This window comes from Kocuria sp. CPCC 205258, from assembly GCF_040981005.1.
GTDB classification, from domain to species: domain Bacteria; phylum Actinomycetota; class Actinomycetes; order Actinomycetales; family Micrococcaceae; genus Kocuria; species Kocuria rosea.
This window is the reverse complement of the sequence record NZ_JAVKPS010000008.1, coordinates 168,754-186,703: the sequence shown is the minus strand read 5'-3', so window position 1 is coordinate 186,703 and position 17,950 is coordinate 168,754. Positions and strand designations below refer to the sequence as shown.

At 75.3% G+C, this 17,950-nt stretch carries 22 protein-coding genes; 11 read left to right on the top strand and 11 right to left on the bottom strand.

All coding sequences use genetic code 11. The features are described from left to right. Positions 1-154: 154 nt before the first annotated feature. A complete protein-coding gene (locus RF644_RS14445; protein ID WP_368796994.1) occupies positions 155-484 on the bottom strand; it encodes a biopolymer transporter Tol in 330 nt (109 codons plus the stop codon). Between the two features lie 49 nt (positions 485-533). Between RF644_RS14445 and glp the strand changes: the two genes are divergently transcribed. Next, on the top strand, positions 534-1,766 hold the full coding sequence (glp, locus tag RF644_RS14440) for a gephyrin-like molybdotransferase Glp (protein ID WP_368796993.1): 1,233 nt from the start codon (positions 534-536) through the stop codon (positions 1,764-1,766). A 93-nt stretch (positions 1,767-1,859) separates the two neighbouring features. Further along, on the top strand, positions 1,860-2,246 hold the full coding sequence (locus RF644_RS14435) for a hypothetical protein (protein ID WP_109243703.1): 387 nt from the start codon (positions 1,860-1,862) through the stop codon (positions 2,244-2,246). A 4-nt stretch (positions 2,247-2,250) separates the two neighbouring features. Here RF644_RS14435 and RF644_RS14430 read toward each other — a convergent pair whose 3' ends face one another. Together RF644_RS14430 and RF644_RS14425 are read right to left on the bottom strand one after the other, a co-directional pair. Next, positions 2,251-3,096, bottom strand: a complete 846-nt coding sequence (locus RF644_RS14430; RefSeq protein WP_368796992.1) for an alpha/beta fold hydrolase — start codon at positions 3,094-3,096, stop codon at positions 2,251-2,253. Between the two features lie 65 nt (positions 3,097-3,161). Continuing rightward, on the bottom strand, positions 3,162-3,629 hold the full coding sequence (locus RF644_RS14425) for a pyridoxamine 5'-phosphate oxidase family protein (protein WP_368796990.1): 468 nt from the start codon (positions 3,627-3,629) through the stop codon (positions 3,162-3,164). 171 nt (positions 3,630-3,800) lie between these two features. Here RF644_RS14425 and moaC point away from each other — a divergent pair, with 171 nt between their 5' ends. The 5 genes from moaC to RF644_RS14400 all read left to right on the top strand — a co-directional run bounded on the left by moaC (position 3,801) and on the right by RF644_RS14400 (position 7,066). After that, complete coding sequence (gene moaC, locus RF644_RS14420) at positions 3,801-4,298, top strand: cyclic pyranopterin monophosphate synthase MoaC (protein WP_368796989.1); 498 nt, start codon at positions 3,801-3,803, stop codon at positions 4,296-4,298. Next, complete coding sequence (locus RF644_RS14415; RefSeq protein ID WP_368796987.1) at positions 4,295-4,834, top strand: MogA/MoaB family molybdenum cofactor biosynthesis protein; 540 nt, start codon at positions 4,295-4,297, stop codon at positions 4,832-4,834. Before moaC ends, RF644_RS14415 begins: the two co-directional genes overlap by 4 nt. Next, entirely contained in the window at positions 4,831-5,283 is a 453-nt protein-coding gene (locus RF644_RS14410) for a molybdenum cofactor biosynthesis protein MoaE (RefSeq protein WP_035925876.1), read from the top strand. The genes RF644_RS14415 and RF644_RS14410 overlap by 4 nt, the downstream gene beginning before the upstream one ends. Before the next feature lie 5 nt (positions 5,284-5,288). Further along, positions 5,289-6,461, top strand: a complete 1,173-nt coding sequence (moeB, locus tag RF644_RS14405; RefSeq protein WP_368796986.1) for a molybdopterin-synthase adenylyltransferase MoeB — start codon at positions 5,289-5,291, stop codon at positions 6,459-6,461. Between the two features lie 146 nt (positions 6,462-6,607). Beyond that, entirely contained in the window at positions 6,608-7,066 is a 459-nt protein-coding gene (locus tag RF644_RS14400; RefSeq protein WP_133411381.1) for an SRPBCC family protein, read from the top strand. A 68-nt stretch (positions 7,067-7,134) separates the two neighbouring features. On the opposite strand, the gene RF644_RS14395 is transcribed toward RF644_RS14400, so the two are convergent. Continuing rightward, positions 7,135-7,554 carry a VOC family protein gene (locus RF644_RS14395; RefSeq protein ID WP_035925887.1) on the bottom strand — a complete coding sequence of 140 codons (420 nt, stop codon included), beginning with the start codon at positions 7,552-7,554 and terminating at the stop codon, positions 7,135-7,137. 173 nt (positions 7,555-7,727) lie between these two features. Here RF644_RS14395 and RF644_RS14390 point away from each other — a divergent pair, with 173 nt between their 5' ends. Further along, on the top strand, positions 7,728-8,657 hold the full coding sequence (locus tag RF644_RS14390; protein WP_368796985.1) for an NADP-dependent oxidoreductase: 930 nt from the start codon (positions 7,728-7,730) through the stop codon (positions 8,655-8,657). 24 nt (positions 8,658-8,681) lie between these two features. On the opposite strand, the gene RF644_RS14385 is transcribed toward RF644_RS14390, so the two are convergent. After that, positions 8,682-9,353 (bottom strand): hypothetical protein, encoded by a 672-nt coding sequence (locus RF644_RS14385; RefSeq protein WP_368796984.1) that lies wholly within the window; start codon positions 9,351-9,353, stop codon positions 8,682-8,684. Between the two features lie 173 nt (positions 9,354-9,526). On the opposite strand from RF644_RS14385, the gene RF644_RS14380 reads away from it, so the two are divergent. Beyond that, positions 9,527-10,336 carry an SDR family oxidoreductase gene (locus RF644_RS14380; RefSeq protein WP_017832112.1) on the top strand — a complete coding sequence of 270 codons (810 nt, stop codon included), beginning with the start codon at positions 9,527-9,529 and terminating at the stop codon, positions 10,334-10,336. A 66-nt stretch (positions 10,337-10,402) separates the two neighbouring features. On the opposite strand, the gene RF644_RS14375 is transcribed toward RF644_RS14380, so the two are convergent. After that, on the bottom strand, positions 10,403-11,137 hold the full coding sequence (locus RF644_RS14375; protein ID WP_368796983.1) for a GAF and ANTAR domain-containing protein: 735 nt from the start codon (positions 11,135-11,137) through the stop codon (positions 10,403-10,405). Positions 11,138-11,364: 227 nt separating this feature from the next. Here RF644_RS14375 and RF644_RS14370 point away from each other — a divergent pair, with 227 nt between their 5' ends. Continuing rightward, on the top strand, positions 11,365-12,648 hold the full coding sequence (locus RF644_RS14370) for a glycosyltransferase 87 family protein (RefSeq protein WP_368796982.1): 1,284 nt from the start codon (positions 11,365-11,367) through the stop codon (positions 12,646-12,648). Then, entirely contained in the window at positions 12,641-13,855 is a 1,215-nt protein-coding gene (locus RF644_RS14365) for an MFS transporter (RefSeq protein ID WP_368796981.1), read from the top strand. Before RF644_RS14370 ends, RF644_RS14365 begins: the two co-directional genes overlap by 8 nt. A gap of 25 nt (positions 13,856-13,880) precedes the next feature. Here the strand turns inward: RF644_RS14365 and RF644_RS14360 are convergent, their stop codons facing one another. The 5 genes from RF644_RS14360 to RF644_RS14340 all read right to left on the bottom strand — a co-directional run bounded on the left by RF644_RS14360 (position 13,881) and on the right by RF644_RS14340 (position 17,715). Further along, positions 13,881-14,633: a PIG-L deacetylase family protein gene (locus RF644_RS14360; RefSeq protein ID WP_368796980.1), complete on the bottom strand. Its 753-nt coding sequence runs from the start codon at positions 14,631-14,633 to the stop codon at positions 13,881-13,883. Between the two features lie 101 nt (positions 14,634-14,734). After that, complete coding sequence (locus RF644_RS14355) at positions 14,735-15,427, bottom strand: signal peptidase I (protein WP_368796979.1); 693 nt, start codon at positions 15,425-15,427, stop codon at positions 14,735-14,737. Beyond that, positions 15,424-16,404, bottom strand: a complete 981-nt coding sequence (locus tag RF644_RS14350) for a hypothetical protein (protein WP_368796978.1) — start codon at positions 16,402-16,404, stop codon at positions 15,424-15,426. The genes RF644_RS14355 and RF644_RS14350 overlap by 4 nt, the downstream gene beginning before the upstream one ends. Positions 16,405-16,427: 23 nt before the next feature. Beyond that, a complete protein-coding gene (locus tag RF644_RS14345; RefSeq protein WP_368796977.1) occupies positions 16,428-17,015 on the bottom strand; it encodes a hypothetical protein in 588 nt (195 codons plus the stop codon). Positions 17,016-17,124: 109 nt separating this feature from the next. Beyond that, on the bottom strand, positions 17,125-17,715 hold the full coding sequence (locus tag RF644_RS14340; protein ID WP_368796976.1) for an alternate-type signal peptide domain-containing protein: 591 nt from the start codon (positions 17,713-17,715) through the stop codon (positions 17,125-17,127). Positions 17,716-17,950 lie beyond the last annotated feature (235 nt).

The window sequence follows — 17,950 nt, the reverse complement described above, 5'->3', positions numbered from 1 at the left end:
ACCCGCATCGCGCAGCCGCGGCAGTCCCAGGGAAACGCTCATGTCACCGCCTCGGTGGTCGTCTCCGGCCCGCACGGTGCTCGGCGTGCCGGGATGGTCCGCCCAGTGTAATCAGTCCCCAGCATGCCGAGAATGCCCCGGCCGCCGTACGGGGTCACGCCGGCTCCGGCGGGGCCTGCTCGTCCAGCCGCGCGAGAGCATCCGTCCACCGGGCCTCCTGCTCGGCGGGAGACTGCTCCCACCACGGCGTGCCGCGCTCACCGAGGCCCAGCTTGGCGATCCCCACCCGGTCCCGTACGGCCCGCAGCTCCTCCTCCGTGCCGTCCCGCCGCACCGTGCGGACGGCCGCCCGGGCCCGGCCCAGGTGGGACGTCAGTCGGGCCGCGACGTCCTCGGGCAGCCCGGGGTCCTGGCGGCGCCACCGCCGGCCGTCCACCACGATCCACCGTCCGTCCGGCGTGTGCTCCACATCCCGTCGCGTCATGGCCCCGATCCTGCCAGGACGGGCGCGCCCCGGCACCTACGCTGGAGGAATGAGCAGGCACGTGCAGCACCCGGTCCGCAGCGTCGACGAGCACCGCCGTGCGGTCACGGAGGCCCTGCGTGGCGTCCGCGCCCGGACGGAGACCCTGCCGCTGGCGGCCGCGCCGGGCCGGGTCCTGGCCGAGGACCTCGTGGCGCCCCTGAGCCTGCAGCCCTTCGACAACTCCCAGATGGACGGTTTCGCGATCCGCGCCGCCGACAGCCGGACGGCGCCCGGGGAGGACGGGCGCACCCCGTTCGTCGTCGTCGCCCCCGTGCCCGCCGGCCACGTCCCGGGTCCGCTCGGCCCCGGGGAGGCGGCCCCCGTCATGACCGGCGCGCCCCTGCCGTCCGGCGCGGACGCCGTGGTGCCCGTCGAGGAGTCGCTGCCGGGGGGCTTCCCGGCACCCGGGACGCGCCTGCGGCTCCCGGCGGGCCAGCCGGCCGGGAGGTTCGTCCGCCGCGCGGGCGAGGACGTCGTCGCCGGGGACACGGCGCTGGTCGCGGGGCAGCGGCTCACCCCCGCCCGGATCGGGCTCGCGGCCGCACTGGGGTGCGCGGAGCTGACCGTGCGCGCCCGCCCCCGGGCCGTGCTGTACACGACGGGCGACGAGGTCGTGGCGCCCGGCGCTGCGCGCGGCCCGGCCCAGATCTTCGACGCGAACGCGGCGATCCTGCGCGCCCAGCTCGCGGAGGCGGGCGTGGAGGTGGTCGGCGCCCACCTGCTCTCGGACGACGCCGGCGCCTTCGCGGCACGCCTGGCGGAGGACACCGCGCGGAGGCCCGACTTCTTCGTCTCCTCGGGCGGGGTGAGCGAGGGCGCCTACGAGGTCGTCCGGCAGGTGCTCGCGCCCCACGGCGAGTTCGTGCACGTCGCGATGCAGCCCGGGGGGCCGCAGGGCCTCGCGGCGCCGGGCGGCGTGCCCTTCGTCTGCCTGCCCGGCAACCCCGTCAGCACCCTCGTGTCCTTCGAGATGTTCCTCCGCCCCGCCCTGACCGAGACCGTGGGCGCCCCGGTGCCGCGGGCGCGCCGCACGGGGCCCCTCGCGGAGGCCGTCCGGCCGCTGCCCGGGCGGACCCAGGTGCGCCGCGCCGTCTGGGACGGCGCCACGGTGCGGATGGCGGGCGGGCCCGGCTCCCACCTGCTGGCCGCCGCGGCCCGGGCCAACGCCCTCGCGCTCGTGCCGGCGGGCGGGGCCGAGCTGCCGGCGGGGACCCCGGTGGAGCTGCTGCTGCTCGACTGACCCGGTGCGGGCCCGGGGCGCCGCGGCGGTGTCCCCGCCGCTCGCTAGACTGGTCCGCGCCCCCGCCCGGACGATCGCACAGAACAGGTCCCCATGACGTCCCTGCTCGCCCCGCTGCTCCTCGCCGCCACCGCCGTGATCCAGGCGCTCGGCCGCTACGAGTACCACCAGAACGGCATCACCGTGGTGGGCCAGATGCTCTTCCCGATCTTCTTCGCCGTCCTGGCGCTCTTCCTCGCCCGCCGCGGCGAGCGGGGCGCCTTCGGCACCGCGCACCTCGGGCTGCTCGTGCTCGGGGGCGTCCTGTTCGTGCTCACCCTGGTGGGCTGGAACGGCACCGTCCCCCAGCTCTACCCCTCCGTGGGGATCTACTACGCGGCGTTCGCGCTGCTGGCGGTCCAGGCCGCGCTGCGCATCGCGGGGACCCCCCGGCGCCGGCGCGAGGACGCGCCGTCCGAGGGTCCCTCCCCGCGGGGCTGAGCCGCTACGGGGTGTTCGCGGTCCCGCCGACGCGCTCGAGCACCAGTCCCGCCAGCTCCACGGCACGGGTCTCCGGCAGCCAGTGGCCGGCGTCAAGCTCCACGAACCGGTAGGGCCCCCGCACGTGCTCGGCCGTGAGCTCTGCGGCCCGCCGGCCCAGGGCGGGGTCCCGGGCGCCCCACGCGTACGTGGTCGGCACGTCCACCGGTCCGGTGCGCAGCCGGGACAGCGGCAGGGCGCGGTACCAGTTCAGGGCGCCGGTGAGCGCGCCGGGCTCCCGCATCCGGGCCGCGTAGCGGGCGGCCTCCGCCGCGGGCAGGCCGGAGCGGCGCAGGAGCTGCTCGAGGCGCGGGCCGAGCAGCGCCTCCGGGAGCCGGGGCACCTGGAAGGCCCCGACGTAGGCCGAGCGCAGCGCCTGCGGCGAGCGGGTCAGGGAGCGCGCGAGCGCCCGGGGGTGGGGGACCGAGGCCACCGTCAGGGACGCCGTCCGCTCCGGCCGGTGGGCCGCGAAGGCCCACGCCACGATCCCGCCCCAGTCGTGGCCGACGACGTGGGCGCGCTCCAGCCCGGCGGCGTCCAGCAGCGCCACGGCGTCCTGGACGAGCAGCTCGAGCCGGTAGGCGCGGCGGCCCCGGGGCCTGGCGCCGGGGGAGTAGCCGCGCTGATCGGGCACGAGCGTGCGCAGGCCGGCGCGCCGCAGCACGGGCGCGACCCCGGACCAGCTCGTGCCGTCCTGCGGGAAGCCGTGCAGCAGCAGCACGGGCTCCCCGTCCGGGGGCCCGTCGTCGCGCACGTCGAGACGCACGCCGGGGCGGAGGTCGCCGGGAGGGCGGAGGGTCGGCCGGTCCATCCGGCCAGGCTAGTCCCGGCGCGGTCCGGGCGTCGGGCCACGCGTGGAACGCAGCGTCCGGGCGCTCACTCGTCGGGGGCGCGCCGCACCCCCGAGAGCGGGGTGCGCCACACCTCCGGGTCCGCGACCGGGAACCGGCGGCCGGTCACGAGGGACGGCACGACCCGGACGAAGACGCCCTTGCGCCCCGTCTGCCACGGGAACAGCGGCAGGTCCAGGGTGTCCGTGAGCTCCTGGATCTGCTGGATGCGCTCGGCGCGGCCCCTGACCACCACGCTCCACGCCTTCCCTGCGGGCTCGTCGTACCCGTCGATCTCGACCGCCACGGGGATGTCCGTGAGGGCCCCGGCGACCTTCGTCCCCTCGGCCGTGCGGAAGACGAGGGTCCCGTGGTCCACCACGAAGTTGATCGGGAAGATGTCCGGGTGGTCCTCCACCCACACGGCGAGGCGGCCGACGCCCGCGTCCCGGAGCAGGTCCCAGCAGCTGTTGACCGCCAGCTCCTCCACGTCGCCGGAGTGCTCGTCCGTCATGCTGTGCTCCTCGGGCTGGGCGGGTGGCGCCACGGCATCGTGGTCGCGTCCCGTCAAGCTAGCACCGCGCCCCGGGGCGGGACCAGACATGACGCGGCGGTGCGCGGCACGGGGGTGGGCCAGAATGGGAGGGACGCACCATCCGGGAGAGCCGAAGGGGACCGAACCGACATGACCGAGCAGCAGCAGAGCCTCACGCACGTCCGGGCGGACGGGTCCGCGCACATGGTGGACGTCTCCGACAAGGCCGTGACCACCCGCGAGGCCACTGCGACGGCCACGCTGCGCACCCGCCCCGACGTCGTCGAGCAGGTCTTCGCCGCGGACCTCCCCAAGGGGGACGCCCTGCCGGTGGCCCGGGTGGCCGGCATCATGGCGGCCAAGCGGACCCCGGAGCTCGTCCCGCTGTGCCACCCGCTGCCGATCAGCAAGGTGACCGTGGACTTCGAGCGGCTGGCGGACGGCGTGCGGATCACCGCGACGGTGCGCACGCGCGGGGTGACCGGCGTGGAGATGGAGGCGCTGACCGCGGCCTCGGTGGCCGCCCTGACCCTCTACGACATGATCAAGGCCGTGGACAAGCTGGCCGAGATCGACCGGGTCAGGGTGCTCGCGAAGTCCGGCGGCAAGTCCGGGGACTGGGCGCGGACCGACGGGGACACCGCATGAGGAGTGCCGCCGTCATCGTCGCCTCCACCCGCGCCGCCGCCGGGGTCTACCAGGATCGGAGCGGGCGGATCGCCGCCGACTGGTTCGGCTCCCACGGCTTCGAGGTCGAAGGTCCGTTCGTGGTGGCCGACGGCGAGGACGTGCGCGCCGAGCTCGAGCGGCTGCTCGTGGCCCGGGTCCCCGCGGACCGCCCCCGGGTGGTCGTCACCAGCGGCGGGACCGGTCTCGGCCCGGACGACCTCACCCCCGAGATGACCCGGCCCTTCCTCGACCGCGAGCTGCCCGGCATCATGGAGGCACTGTGGGCGGAGGGCCGGAGGACCACCCCCCTGGCGGTGCTCAGCCGCGGGCACGCCGGGGTCAGCGGCGCCACCTTCGTGGTCAACCTCCCCGGCTCCACCGGCGGGGTCTGGGACGGGCTGAAGGTCCTCGAGCCGATCCTCGACCACGTCTGCGACCAGCTCGAGGGCCACCGCGACCGCGGGCACGACGGCCCCCGCCACGACCCCCGACCGCACGAGGAGACCGACCGATGAGCACACCCGGACCGATCCAGGCGGAGACCGCCGTGGTCGGCGCCTTCGTCACCGAGGAGCCCCTGGACCACGCCCGGGCCGTCGAGGCCGTGCAGGACGAGCGGACCGGCGCCGTGGTCTCCTTCAGCGGTGTCATCCGCGACCACGACGGCGGCCGCCCCGTCACCAGCCTCGACTACACCTGCCACCCCGGCGCGGACCGGGCCGTCCAGGACGTGGCCCGCCGGGTCGCCGAGGAGTTCCCCGGGGTGCGGATCTGGGCCGCCCACCGGGTCGGCCACCTGCGCGTGGGGGACTCCGCCCTGGAGGCCGCCGTGGCCGCCGCCCACCGCAAGCTCGCGTTCGCCGCCTGCGACGCGCTCGTGGACCGGATCAAGACCGAGGTGCCCATCTGGAAGGAGCAGCGGTTCGCGGACGGCTCCACCGAGTGGGTCGGACTGGACGCCTGAGCGCCGTGGACCTCTCCCCGCTCGTCGAGCCCGCCGCGGAGCTCACCGACGCCGAGCTGCGCCGCTACGCCCGCCACCTGACCGTCCCCGAGATCGGCGAGGAGGGCCAGCGGCGGCTCAAGAACGCCCGGGTGCTGTGCGTGGGCGCGGGCGGTCTCGGCTCCCCGGCCCTGCTCTACCTCGCCGCCGCGGGCGTCGGGACCCTCGGCGTCGTCGACGACGACGACGTGGACGCCTCCAACCTGCAGCGCCAGGTGATCCACGGCGAGGGGACTCTCGGGGCGCCCAAGACCGCCTCGGCCGCCGCGCGGATCGCCGACCTCAACCCGCTGGTGCGCGTCGTGGAGCACCGCGAGCGGCTCACCGCGGACAGCGCGGAGGAGGTCCTCGCCGGGTACGACCTCGTCCTGGACGGCACGGACAACTTCGAGACCCGCTACCTCGTCTCCGACGCGTGCGAGCTGGCCGGTGTCCCGCACGTGTGGGGCTCGATCCTGCGCTTCGACGGCCAGTACTCGGTGTTCTGGGGCGCGCACGGGCCCACCTACCGCGACCTCTACCCCGTGCCCCCGGCGCCGGGCACGGTGCCCAGCTGCGCCGAGGCCGGGGTGCTCGGCGTGCTGCCGGGGTTGCTGGGCACTGCCATGGCGGTCGAGGCCGTCAAGCTGGTCACCGGGATCGGCACCACGATGCTCGGCCGGGTCGCCACCTACGACGCCCTCTCGGCGCGCTGGTGGGAGATCCCGCTGGTGCCCACGCCGGGCCGCGCGCCCGTGACCACCCTGGCGTCGGCCGGCGACAGCGCCCCCGCCTGCCCGGCGCCCGGCCCGCAGCCGGGAGGCGTCCCCACCGTGACGGCCCCCGAGCTCGCGGAGCTGCTGGCGGCCCGGGAGCGCGGCGCCGCGGACTTCGAGCTCGTCGACGTCCGGGAGCCCTACGAGGCCCGGCTCGCGGCGATCCCCGGGGCACGGCTGCTCCCGCTGGACCAGTTCGAGTCCGGGGAGGCCCTCGCCCGGATCGCCCCGGGCCGCCGGGTGCTGCTGCACTGCAAGGCCGGGGCGCGCTCCGAACGGGCCCTGCACCTCCTGCGCGCCGCGGGCCGCACCGACGTCGCGCACCTCGAGGGCGGGGTGCTGGCGTGGATCGAGCAGGTGGACCCGTCCCAGCAGCCCTACTGACCCGGTCCGCCCGGGCGGCCGCCCCCGTCCACGGCGTCGAGAACCCGGCCGGGGCCCGGCTACGCGGGGAGCGGACAGCCCTGGCCAGGGACCGGTCCCGTCTGTCTACGGTGGGGCCGTACCGTTGCCGACGAGAGGAACCACCCGTGTCCGAGAACAGCCTGTCCGCCAGCCGCGTCATCGACGCTCCCGCCGACGCCATCTTCGACGTCCTCAGCCTGCCGTCGCGCCACCGGCAGATCGACGGCTCCGGCACGGTCGTCTCCGGCGACGACCAGCGCATCCAGAAGGTCGGCCAGGTGTTCGTGATGAACATGAACGGCGAGCACATGGGCGGCGACTACGTCATGGAGAACACCGTCTCCGGCTACGACGAGAACAAGCTCCTCGCTTGGAAGCCCAAGCCGCAGGGCGCCGAGCTGGAGGGCTGGGAGTGGATCTGGGAGCTCGAGCCCCAGGGCCCCGGCGCCACGCTGGTCACCGAGACCTACTCGTGGGAGCACGCGACCCCGGACGCCAGGAAGGCCGTGTCCTTCCCGCTCTTCGAGGAGGGCGCCCTGGAGCACTCCCTCGAGCGGCTCGCGGCGGCCGTCTCCGAGAAGTGAGCACCTGAGCCGCCGAGGCGGGACGGAGCCCGGTCACCCGTGGTGACCGGGCTCCGCCGTGCCCGCGGTCACCGCCGGCGGGCGGCGCGGACGGAGGCCGCCGCGGGATCGACCCACAGGATCTCCCACTGGTGGCCGTCGGGGTCCCGGAAGCAGCGCGAGCGCAGGAAGCCGTAGTCCTGGGCGTCGCCCTCGGTCCCGCCGGCGCGGACGGCGCGGTCGACGATGACGTCGATCTCGTCCGGGGAGTCGACGCTGAGCGCGTTGACGACGGAGGCGTCGGCCGGGGTGCCGGGGGTCCCGGGCCCCACCAGGCGCAGGTGGCGGTCCTCGCTCAGGACCATGACGTGCTCGTCCTCGCGGATCTCGACGGTCCCGGCGCCGGTGCCCTCGAACGCCGGGTGCAGCCGCCAGCCGAGACAGGAGTAGAACCGTTTCGATCTCTCCAGGTCCGAGACGGGAAGGGTGATGAAGTCTGTCGGTGCCATGGTGCTCCCCTTCGTGGTGCGGCGGGACCCGCCCTCAGCATGGCCCCGGACCGGCGGGGCCGCAACGGTGTGACGGGATCCTCGCCCGCATGTCAGGACGGCATCGGAACGGCATCGGAACGGCATCGGCGCGGAGCCGGAATGGGTGCGGGCGCCCCGGGGTTGGAACGGGCATGCGAGTCATCGGAGTCGAGACGTTCGGAGGGCCCGAGGTCCTCGCCGTCCACGAGGTGCCGGACCCCCACCCCGGTCCCGGAGAGGTCCGGATCCGGGTCAGGGCGGCCGCCGTCAGCCCCACGGACACCCTGCTGCGCGCCGGCGGTCAACCCGTGGAGCACCTGCGGCCGCCGTACGTGCCGGGGATGGACGCGGCCGGGGTCGTCGACGAGGTGGGGGAGGGCAGCGCCTGGCGCGTGGGGGAGGCGGTCATGGCCATCGCCCTGCCGCGCGGGGAGCACGGGGGCGCCTACGCGGAGCTCCTCGTCGCCCCCGACGACTCGATCGCCCGTCTCCCGGCGGACACGGACTTCGCCACGGCCGCCACGCTGCCCATGAACGGGCTCACGGCCCTGCAGGTCCTCGAGGTGCTGGACCTCCAGCCCGAGCAGACCCTGGCCGTCACCGGGGCCGCCGGGACCCTCGGCAACTACGTGGTGGAGCTCGCCAAGCACGAGGGCCTCACCGTGATCGCGGACGCCGCGGAGCACGATCTGGAGCTCGTCGACAGCCTCGGCGCCGATCACGTGGTGGCACGCGGGGACGACGTCGCCGAGCGGATCCGGGAGTTCTTCCCCGACGGGGTCGACGCCCTCGTGGACGCCGCCGTGCTGAACGAGAAGGCGGCCCCCGCCGTCCGGGACGGCGGAGGGTTCGCGACCGTGCGGCACTGGACGGGGGACCCGGGCCGGGGGATCACCGTGCACCGGATCAGCGTGCCCCAGGAGTACCACTCGGGCGAGAAGCTGGACCGGCTGCGCCGGTACGTGGAGGAGGGGGTGCTCTCCCTGCGCGTGGCCGCCGTCCTGCCCGCCGCGGACGCCGCGGAGGCGCACCGCCGGCTCGAGGCCGGGGGAGTGCGGGGGCGGCTCGTCCTCGAGCTCTGACCCGCCCCGGTCCCAGGCGCGGTCCTAGAAGTGCGAGCGGTACTGGTGGTCGATGCCGGCCTGGTCCACCTTCCGGTGGAAGCGCATCCCGGCCAGGCCGCCGAGGACCGCCGCGAGCAGCGGGATCAGGACGGCGACCACCAGGGCGATGATGCCGCCCGTGGTCAGGGCGCCCTCGCCGATCGGGATGCGGGGGAAGCTGTTGAGCTCGCGCAGCACGTTGAACTGCTCGCCCGCCACCGCGCCCAGGACCGCCAGGACGATCGCGATGAGGACCGCCCACACCCACACGGCGACCCCCTGCTTGGCGCCGTCGAACCGGGCCATCCGCCCGGCCACGTAGCCCCCGGCGAAGTAGGCGACGAAGAGGACCAGGGCCAGGGCGATGCCGCTGACGAGGCCCACGGTGCCGGCGTCCTGCGCCACCTGCTCCGCGATCTCGCCCGGGTCCGAGCTGGTCGCCACGCCCACGCCCGCACCGATCGCACCGAGCAGGGCGGTGAGCAGCACGGCGATGCCCGTGGCGGTCATCCAGCCGAAGAACGCGGAGCCGAACTTCACGCCCCCGAACTCCCGCTTCTCCGCGGCGACCACCTCCTGCCGCCGCCCTCGCGGGGTGGAGGCGCCCGGCCGGTCCTTCCCGGGCTCCCGGGGTTCCTCCGGGACGGTCGATCCTGACGGGTCCTGGTGTGCCATGACGCTCTCCTCGTCTCCGACCATCAGCTTGCTTAAGATCTTCCTCTCCTCGGCCGCGGTCCGCAACGGCTCCGGCCGGGGGGTGTGCCCAACGTCACCGCCGGGAATAGGCTGGTGCCCCCGGGCCGTCCCGCACGGCGGTCCGCGCTCTGCACGGAGGGAAGGCGACGACCATGGAGCACGCTCCCGACTTCGAACCCCGCACGGCCGTGGTGACCGGCTCCGACTCCGGCATCGGGCGTGCGACCGCCGTGGCGCTCGCGGCGGCCGGCATGGACGTGGGGATCACCTGGCACCGGGACGAGGAGGGTGCCGAGCGGACGGCGGAGGAGGTCCGGTCCTACGACCGCCGGGCCGTGGTGGCGCGGCTGGACACCACGGAGCTGGAGCGCTGCGGCGCCGTCGTCGACGGCCTCGTGGAGGGACTGGGCGGCCTGGACGTGTTCGTGCACAACTCGGGCACGGGGGCGAACGTCCCGTTCCTGGAGACGTCCCTGGGCACGTGGCGCAAAGTGCTCGCCACCGATCTCGACGGCGCGTTCGTGTGCCTCCAGGCGGCGGCGCGGCACCTGGTGGCCGCCGGGCGGGGCGGGCGGCTGATCGCCGTCACGAGCGTCCACGAGCACGTGCCCCGGGTCGGCTCGAGCGCCTACGACGCCGCCAAGCACGGCCTCGGCGGACTCGTGAAGACCATCGCGCTCGAGCTGGGGGAGCACGGGATCACCGCGAACTCGGTGGCCCCGGGGGAGATCGCCACCCCCATGACGGGGCAGGAGGACGAGAACCCGCGGGCCGCCCACCGTCCCGGCGTGCCGCTGGGCCGGCCCGGGGACGCCCGCGAGGTCGCCGCGGTCATCGCGTTCCTCGCGTCCCCGGCCTCCGCCTACGTCACCGGGGCGTCCTGGGTCGTCGACGGCGGCATGGTGCAGATGGGACCGCAGGCGGGCTCGCACCTGACGAGCGACGAGTGGCGGAAGGGGTAGCCGCTCCCGTCCGCACGCGGCCCCGGTCCTTCCGCGGGAGCGGAGCAGTGCCCGCCGGAAGGGCCGTCAGCGGTCGAAGTGGGTGGTGGCCGGGCCCTGTCCGACGGTGGCGACCAGCTCCGCGGCCAGGTCGCGCAGCTTGACGTTGCGGTGGCTGGAGGCGGACCGGAGGATGTCGAAGGCCTGTTCCTGGGTGCAGCGGTTCTGGCTCATGACGATGCCCACGGCGAGGTCGATGGTGGTGCGCGAGGCCATGGCCGCCCTCAGGTCCGCCTCGGCGTCCCGGTGCTTCTCCATCCGCACGGCCAGGCGCAGCGCGCTGGAGGCGGAGGCCACCTCGCGCTGGATGACCTCGATCGTCGCCCGGTCGAACTTGTGCGGACGGTCGGCATAGACGTCCAGGGCCGCCGAGGCCTCGCCGGCGAGGTCCAGGGGCACCCCCAGGGCGGAGAGGATGCCGTGGGCGGCGGCGGCCCGGCCGTACTCGGGCCACCGGGGATCGGAACGGGTGTCCGGGACGTGGACCAGCCGGTTCTCGCGGGACGCCGTGAGGCACGGCCCGTCACCGTAGTGGTACTGGATCTCGTCCAGGGCCTCGGCCGCGGGGCTCGAGGAGGCCACGGTGGAGGACCGCTTCGGCCGGAGCAGGGTGACCGCGCACCACACCTCGTCCCCGTCGGTGGACAGGGCCTGGGCGATGCGGCCCGAGAGGGCGTCGAGGAAGGACGCGATGTCCTCGCTCTCGAGCAGCAGCTCGTGCAAGGACGCCCCGGGCGGGCCGCCCGTCTCGTGCTCCGTCATGGTTCTCCTCCGGTGCTCGCGGCAGGCACGCGGTCCCGGTTGCCCGGGGTGCGTGCCGTCGCGGTGTCTCCGACGTGTCAGGGTCCATCATGCCGTGTTCCCGGGCCGTCGGCCCCGGCCCCGGGCCGGCCGGGACGGGGGGCGGGACCGGGGCGGGCTTAGAGTGGGTGCCGCAACCTCCGCCTGCGTCCGCTCCGGCACGCACCGACCCGAGAACTGAGGCCCTGGTGAGCGTTCCGTCCGCCGCCGTCGCGTCCCGCACCGGACGCTCGACGGCGCTGACCGGCCTGGTGTGGCTGCTGCTGGCGGGCGTGCTGGTGCGGTCCGTGTGGCTGGTCCTCGACAGCAGCATCGACCTGGACGTCTACCGGCTCGGCGGGATGGCCGTGGTGGACCGGCACGGCTTCGACGACGAGCTCTACGGCCCCGGGCTCAGCCCGGACGGCGACGGCGGGCTGCCGTTCACCTACCCGCCGTTCGCGGCGCTGCTGTTCGTGCCGCTCGCCTTCCTCCCCGAGCGGCTCACCGAGCTCGCCCTGGGTCTCGCCTCGATGGGCGTCGCCGCGGTCCTCTCGGCCGTGCTCCTGCGCCGGGCGGCCGCCCGCGGCCGGCCGGCGCCCCTGCAGGCCCTGCTGGGCCCCGCCACCGCAGTGGCCGCCGGCACCGCCGTGCTGCTGTGGTCGGGGCCGTGGATGCGCAACGTGGGTCTCGGGCAGATCAACGCGCTGCTCATGGCCCTGGTGCTCTACGACCTGCTGCGCACCCGCGACGACACCCTGCTGGGCCGGATCCCGCGCGGGTTCTGGATCGGCCTGGCCGCCGGCATCAAGCTGACCCCCCTCGCGTTCGGGCTGGTGTTCCTGGTCCGCGGACAGCTGCGGCCGATCCTCACGATGGGCCTCACCTTCGCCGCGACCGTGCTGATCGGGTTCCTGGCGCTGCCGCGGGACGCGGTCGTGTTCTGGACCGAGGCCGTGCTCAGCGACGAGCGCGTCGGCGACACCGCGTACGTCGACAACACCTCGCTGCAGGGGGTGCTCCTCCACCTCGGCGTCCCCGGGGAGCCGGAGCCCCTGCTGCGCGGGGTCCTGCTCCTCGCCGCGGTGGTGGGCGTTGCCCTGCTGATCCGGGTCCTCGCCGCCCGGGGGATGATCCTCTCCGTGGTGGCGGTCAACGCCCTCCTCATGCTCTACCTGTCCCCGGTGACCTGGTCCCACCACCACGTGTGGTGGGGGCTCGTGTGGACGGCGCTGTGGGTCGAGGCGTGGCCGGCGTTCCTCCGGGACGGTCCGCGCCGGCTCGCCCTGGTGCTGGGCGGGGTCGCCCTGGTGGGCCTGTACGTCGGGCCGATCCGCTGGGACGCGTGGCTGAGGCCGGTGGGCATCCCCGGGCCGGCGATCGACGCCGTGGCCGCGCTGCCCTATCTCGCCCTGTTCCTGCTCCTGGGCCTGTGGGTGGTCACCGGGCTGCGGGCCGGGGCCCGGGAGAACCGCGGGGCCGGTCGTGGCTGAGCCCGGCGGCTGGACCGGCTACGACCGCGGCAGCCGGGGCTACCGCCGGGTGCTGCTGGCGCTGCTGTGCGCCGGCGTGGCGACGTTCGCCCAGCTCTACTCCGTGCAGGGCGTGCTGCCCCTCCTGGCCGCGGACCTCGGGATCGACGCCGCGCGGGCGTCCCTGGGCGTCTCCGCCGCGACCTTCGGCCTCGCCGTGGGCGTCCTGCCATGGTCCGTGGTCTCCGACCGGTGGGGCCGGCTGCGGACCATGGTGATGGCCGTCGTCTCCGCCACGGTCCTGGGGCTCGTCATGCCCCTGGCGCCGAGCTTCGAGGCCGTGGTGGCGCTGCGCTTCGCGGAGGGCATCGCCCTGGGCGGGATCCCCGCCGTGGCCATGGCCTACCTCGCGGAGGAGCTCGACCGCCGGCACGCGGCCGTGGCCGCCGGCACCTACGTGGCGGGCACCAGCCTGGGCGGCCTCGCCGGGCGCATCATCGCCGCACCCGTGGGCGACGCCTTCGGCTGGCGGACCGGCACGATCACCGTGAGCGTGCTCGCCGCGCTGGCCGCCGTGGTCTTCGTCCTGATCGCCCCGCGCCAGCGCGGGTTCGTGCGCCAGACCGTCCGGCTCACCGGGCCGGCCGGTCTGCTCGGGCGGCTGCGGGCGAACCTCGCGGACCGCGGTCTGCTGGTGCTCTACCTGCAGGGCTTCCTGCTCATGGGCGGGTTCGTGGCGATCTACAACTACCTGGGCTTCCACCTCGGTGAGGAGCCGTTCGGGGTGTCCCAGACCGTGGTGAGCCTCCTGTTCCTCGCCTACCTCTCGGGCACCTGGTCCTCCGGGACGGCCGGCCGGATCGCGGCGGCCCACGGGCGCCGGGTGGTCCTCGCGAGCAGCGGGACCGTGATGCTCGCCGGGCTGCTGGCCACGCTGGTCCCGTCGATCCCCGTGATCGTCGTGGGGCTGCTGCTGTTCACCGCCGGCTTCTTCGCCGCGCACGCCGTGGCGTCCGGATGGGTCCCGGTGCGCTCCCGCACCGGCAAGGCGCAGGCATCGTCCCTCTACACGCTCTTCTACTACGCGGGCTCGTCCGTGCTGGGCACGGCCGGCGGGGTCTTCTACACGGTCACCGGCTGGGCCGGGGCCGTCGGTTTCGTGGCGGCCCTCGTGGTCCTCGCCGTGCTGCTGGTGCTCCTGGTCCTCCGGGAGCCCGAGTCGGCCTGACTGCTCCGCGCCGGCGGAGCCGGGCTCAGTCCTCGGTGCCGCCCCACCGCAGGGGGAGCACCTCGAAGGAGCTCGCGAGCGGCACCCCGAGCCGCTCGCCCACGGCGGCGGCGTTGCCCCGCAGGAAGGCGTCCGGGTCGAAGTCGGCCCAGCCCAGGCCCTCCAGGTAGGCGCCGTGCGCGCGCAGGGACTCCACGCCGGCGTCGAAGGTCTCCGTGACGTCCGCCGCGTGCCGGGAGTCGGGCGAGGCCGCCGCCCACACCGCCAGCACGTCGGGCCACGGCTGCAGGCCCGCCTCGACCTGCTCCGGGAAGACCCACCGGTTGCCGGCGTCCCGCACGGCGTCCAGGGTGGCCCGGCCCGTGGCGATGTGGTCGGCCTGGTTCAGGTTGGTGGCGCCGTCCCAGGTGTCGCGGAAGTTGTTGGTGATCACCACGTCCGGGCGGTGCCGGCGGACCACCTCCGCGATCCGGCGCCGCAGCGCCACCCCGTACTCGAGCACCCCGTCCGGCAGGTGCAGGAACTCCACCTGCTCCACGCCCACGACCCGGCAGGACTCCCGCTGCTCCGCCTCCCGCAGCGGACCACACTGCTGCGGCTCGAGGCCGTCGATGCCGGCCTCCCCGCTGGTGACGAGGCAGTACACCACGTCCTTGCCCTGTCCGGTCCAGCGGGCCACGGCCGCGGCGGCGCCGAACTCCATGTCGTCCGGGTGCGCCACCACCACCAGGGCGCGCTGCCAGTTCTCGTCGACGTGCGTGAGCGGGGTCTCGGTCATGGTCCCCATCATGGCCCCGCCGCCGGGGACCGGCAACGGCGGCTCGCCCGGCGTCGACGGTCCGGCAGGGTGCGCCGGCCCCCGGGCGAGCGCTGCGCCGCTCAGCGGCCGGCGGCGGCGGGCACCAGCGGCAGCGCCTCCGTCGGGGCCTCCGCCGGGAACGCCTGCTCCCCGGCCGGGAGCTGCTCCGCCACGCCGTCGGCGCCGTGGTCCCGCTCCGCGACCCGGTCCGCCTCCGCGCTCTCGTCCGCGCTCTCGTCCGTGGCCCGGGCGCGGTCCCGGACGGCGCCCACGAGCTGCCACAGCGCGTAGCCGAACAGCGCCGCGGCGACCAGCACGATCCCGCCGCGCTTCTGCTCCGCGTCCAGGAGGGTGGCGGCGTAGCCCGCCCAGGGCACGTGGTACTTCACCAGGCCGCGCAGCTGGGTGGCGGTGACCGGCTCCGCGTCCGGGGCGGCGTTGGCGTCGCCCTGCGTCGTGAAGCTGCGCCGTCCCTCGCCGTCCACCGCGACGCCCACGATCCGGTGGGTCACGAGGGTCGGGTCGTCCGGACGGGGCATGAACGTCACGACGTCCCCGGTGCTCAGCCCCGCGGCGTCGTCCTCGCGCTCGAGCGGGGCGACTACGACCTGGCTGCCGGTCGGGACGGTCGGCTCCATCGAGCCGGAGAGCACCGTCAGGGGCACCCAGCCGAGCGCGAGCGGGAGGGCGACGACGGCGAGCAGCAGCGCGGCCACCGCGGCCAGGGCGAGCACGAGCAGCGGGTGGAGCGTCTTGCGGAGCACGGTGGTCATGACGGGAGTCCTTCACAGTTCATCTTGCCGCTTCCGCCGGGCGTCTTGAGCTTCCACGCGTAGGCGCTGTCCGCGTGGGACGCCGGCCCCGTGGCGAACACTGCCCGCACGAGGGTCTCGTAGTCCTGGCTGGGCCGGTTGTCCGATGAGGCCGGCAGCTCGGAGACGTCCACGTGAACCGTCCGTGCCGCTCCGCCCGAGACGGTCTTCACCCGAGTGGGCGCCGCCGTGGTGCCCAGCGGGCGCATCCAGATCTCCCATGCGGTGACGGCCGGAGCATCGGCGCCACCGGACCAGGTCCACCGGAGCAGCGCGGCTGGCCCGTCAACGCTGCACTGTCCCGCCGCCGGGCGGGGAGGAGCGGTCGTCGGCTGCTCCTCGGCCGGCATCTTCAGGACGAGCGGCACTGTCCACGGGCGGGTCACGGGCCAGGCGCCCTCCTCGAGCGAGGCGGCCTCCACCTGCGTCACGACCCGCAGTTCCTGCTCGTTCAGCGCACGCAGCGCGGCGACCGGAACGGCCTCGGTCGAGACGGTGAGGCACAGCCCGGCGGGCCGGTCCTGCTCCAGGGGCGCCCGGAGCTCCCCGCGGACGTCCACCGCGGCGGAGCCGCCGGGCGCGACGGCGGTCCACTGCGCCGGAGCCGTGCCGCCGGCGCAGGTGGCACCGGTGCGGTAGGCGAAGCCCATGTCCTGCGGAAGTGCCACGGACTCCCCGGCGGCGTCGACGAGGGAGACCTGCACCGGCCGGTACCGGACGTCGAAGCCGGACGTGCTGGTCAGGGTCGCGGCGCCTTCGGCGCTCTCGACCGCGGCGATCTCGAAGCCGATCCGGCCCGTGGTCATGGTGGGCACCTCGGCGAGGGCGGTGGCGGACCAGCGGGCGTGGGTCCCGCCGTTCGGGGTCGTGAGCACGATGACGGCGAGCAGGACGAGGACGCCGAGCACGTAGGCCGTGGGGGTGCGGTACTGGCTCATGGGAGCTCCTGGGAGAGGGGGGATCAGTGCTGGGTGAGGGCGACCGTGAGCGGGCCCGGCGTGACGGTCGTGCCCTGGGCGGCGGGGTCCGGGGACACCTCGTAGGAGACGGTGAGGTCGTAGACCGCGCCGTCGTGGGCCGAGGTCACCGTCCAGGAGGTCGGCCCGGGCTGCGGCGGCGCGCCGGAGACCGGCACCAGATCGACGCGGGGGACGACCGCGCCGCCGGCCGGCACGCCGGGATCGACCGTGAGGGTCGCGGCGAGGTTCGCGCCCTCGACGTCGAGGACCGCGCGGGTCGTGACGACGACCGTGTCGCCGGGGGCCAGCGCGGACAGGGCGTCCGCCGCTCCGGTGACGTCGGTGGTTCCGCGCCGGAGGGCACCGGTCGCGGGATCGACGTCGGTGCGGTGGAGGGTCGCCCGCGCGGGCTCCAGTGCCACGTCGAGGGCGCCGGTGCTGACGGCCTGCGTCTCGAGCGGCGCCTCGTCGGACCAGCGGGCGGCCGTTCCGAGGCTGTTGCCCAGCAGGGTCAGCGCCAGGAGCGCGGCCGCGGCGGCGGCGAGGGCGCGGCCGGCGGTCGAGGGGCGGGAGCGGGGAGTGCGCGTCATGGGAGCCTCTGGGGGTGAGACGGAGCGAGACGGGGTGTAAGGGGCAGCGCGCCCCGGTGCGGCGTCGTCGCCGCACCGGGGCACCGTGGGGCCGGTCGGCCCCGGACGGTCACTTCTGGGCGAGGACGAGCTTGGTGCCGTTCAGCGACTTGGCCACCTTCTCGCCGGCGCTGCCGGTGGTCATGTCCGCCTTCCAGGTGAACGTGGCGACGGCCGTCACGGTGTCCCCGTTGTCGTCCTTGGTGACCGGGAACGAGTCCCGGGCCGACTTCTCGTCGCTGGCCAGCGTCACGTCGTAGGACACGTAGCCGGCCTTCTCGAGCGCGTCGATCTCCTGCTGCAGCTGTGCGGGGAGCTGCAGCTCGAGGGACCCCTGCAGGTTGGCGCCCTCCGCGATCACCGTGGTGGAGGCGTGGAGCTGGACGGTGTCGCCGGGGACGATCTTGTAGACGGCCGGGTTGATGTCCTTCCCGGCGCCGTCCGTCCAGGACACCGTGGTGTTCTTCATCGAGAGCTCACCGGCCATGATGCGGTCGGCGGAAGCAATGGCCTGCTCCTCGGACCACTTGGCGAAGGTCCCGCCGCCGGCGGCGAGGAGGCCGACGGCCACGGCGCCGGCCAGGACGGCCTTGCCGGCCCGCCGGTTCCGACCGGCCTGCGCGGTGGACTCGGACAGGGGGGTCTGCGCTGCAGTGTTCATGGTTCCGCCTTCGAGCGAGAGAGGGGTGAGAGGAGAGGCCGCGCGGGATCGGTGCGCGTGTGGTGCCGGGCATCCGGTGGGGTGTCCGCGGAGGCGGCGTGCACCCGGTCCCCCCGGATCACGGGGGACGGGGTGCCCGCTGCGACGGCCGCGCCTCGGCGCGCCGGCCCGTGGAACCGCAGTGGATCGCCCGGGGGATCCGCCGGCAGCCCTGCCGCCGAATTCCCTTGACACG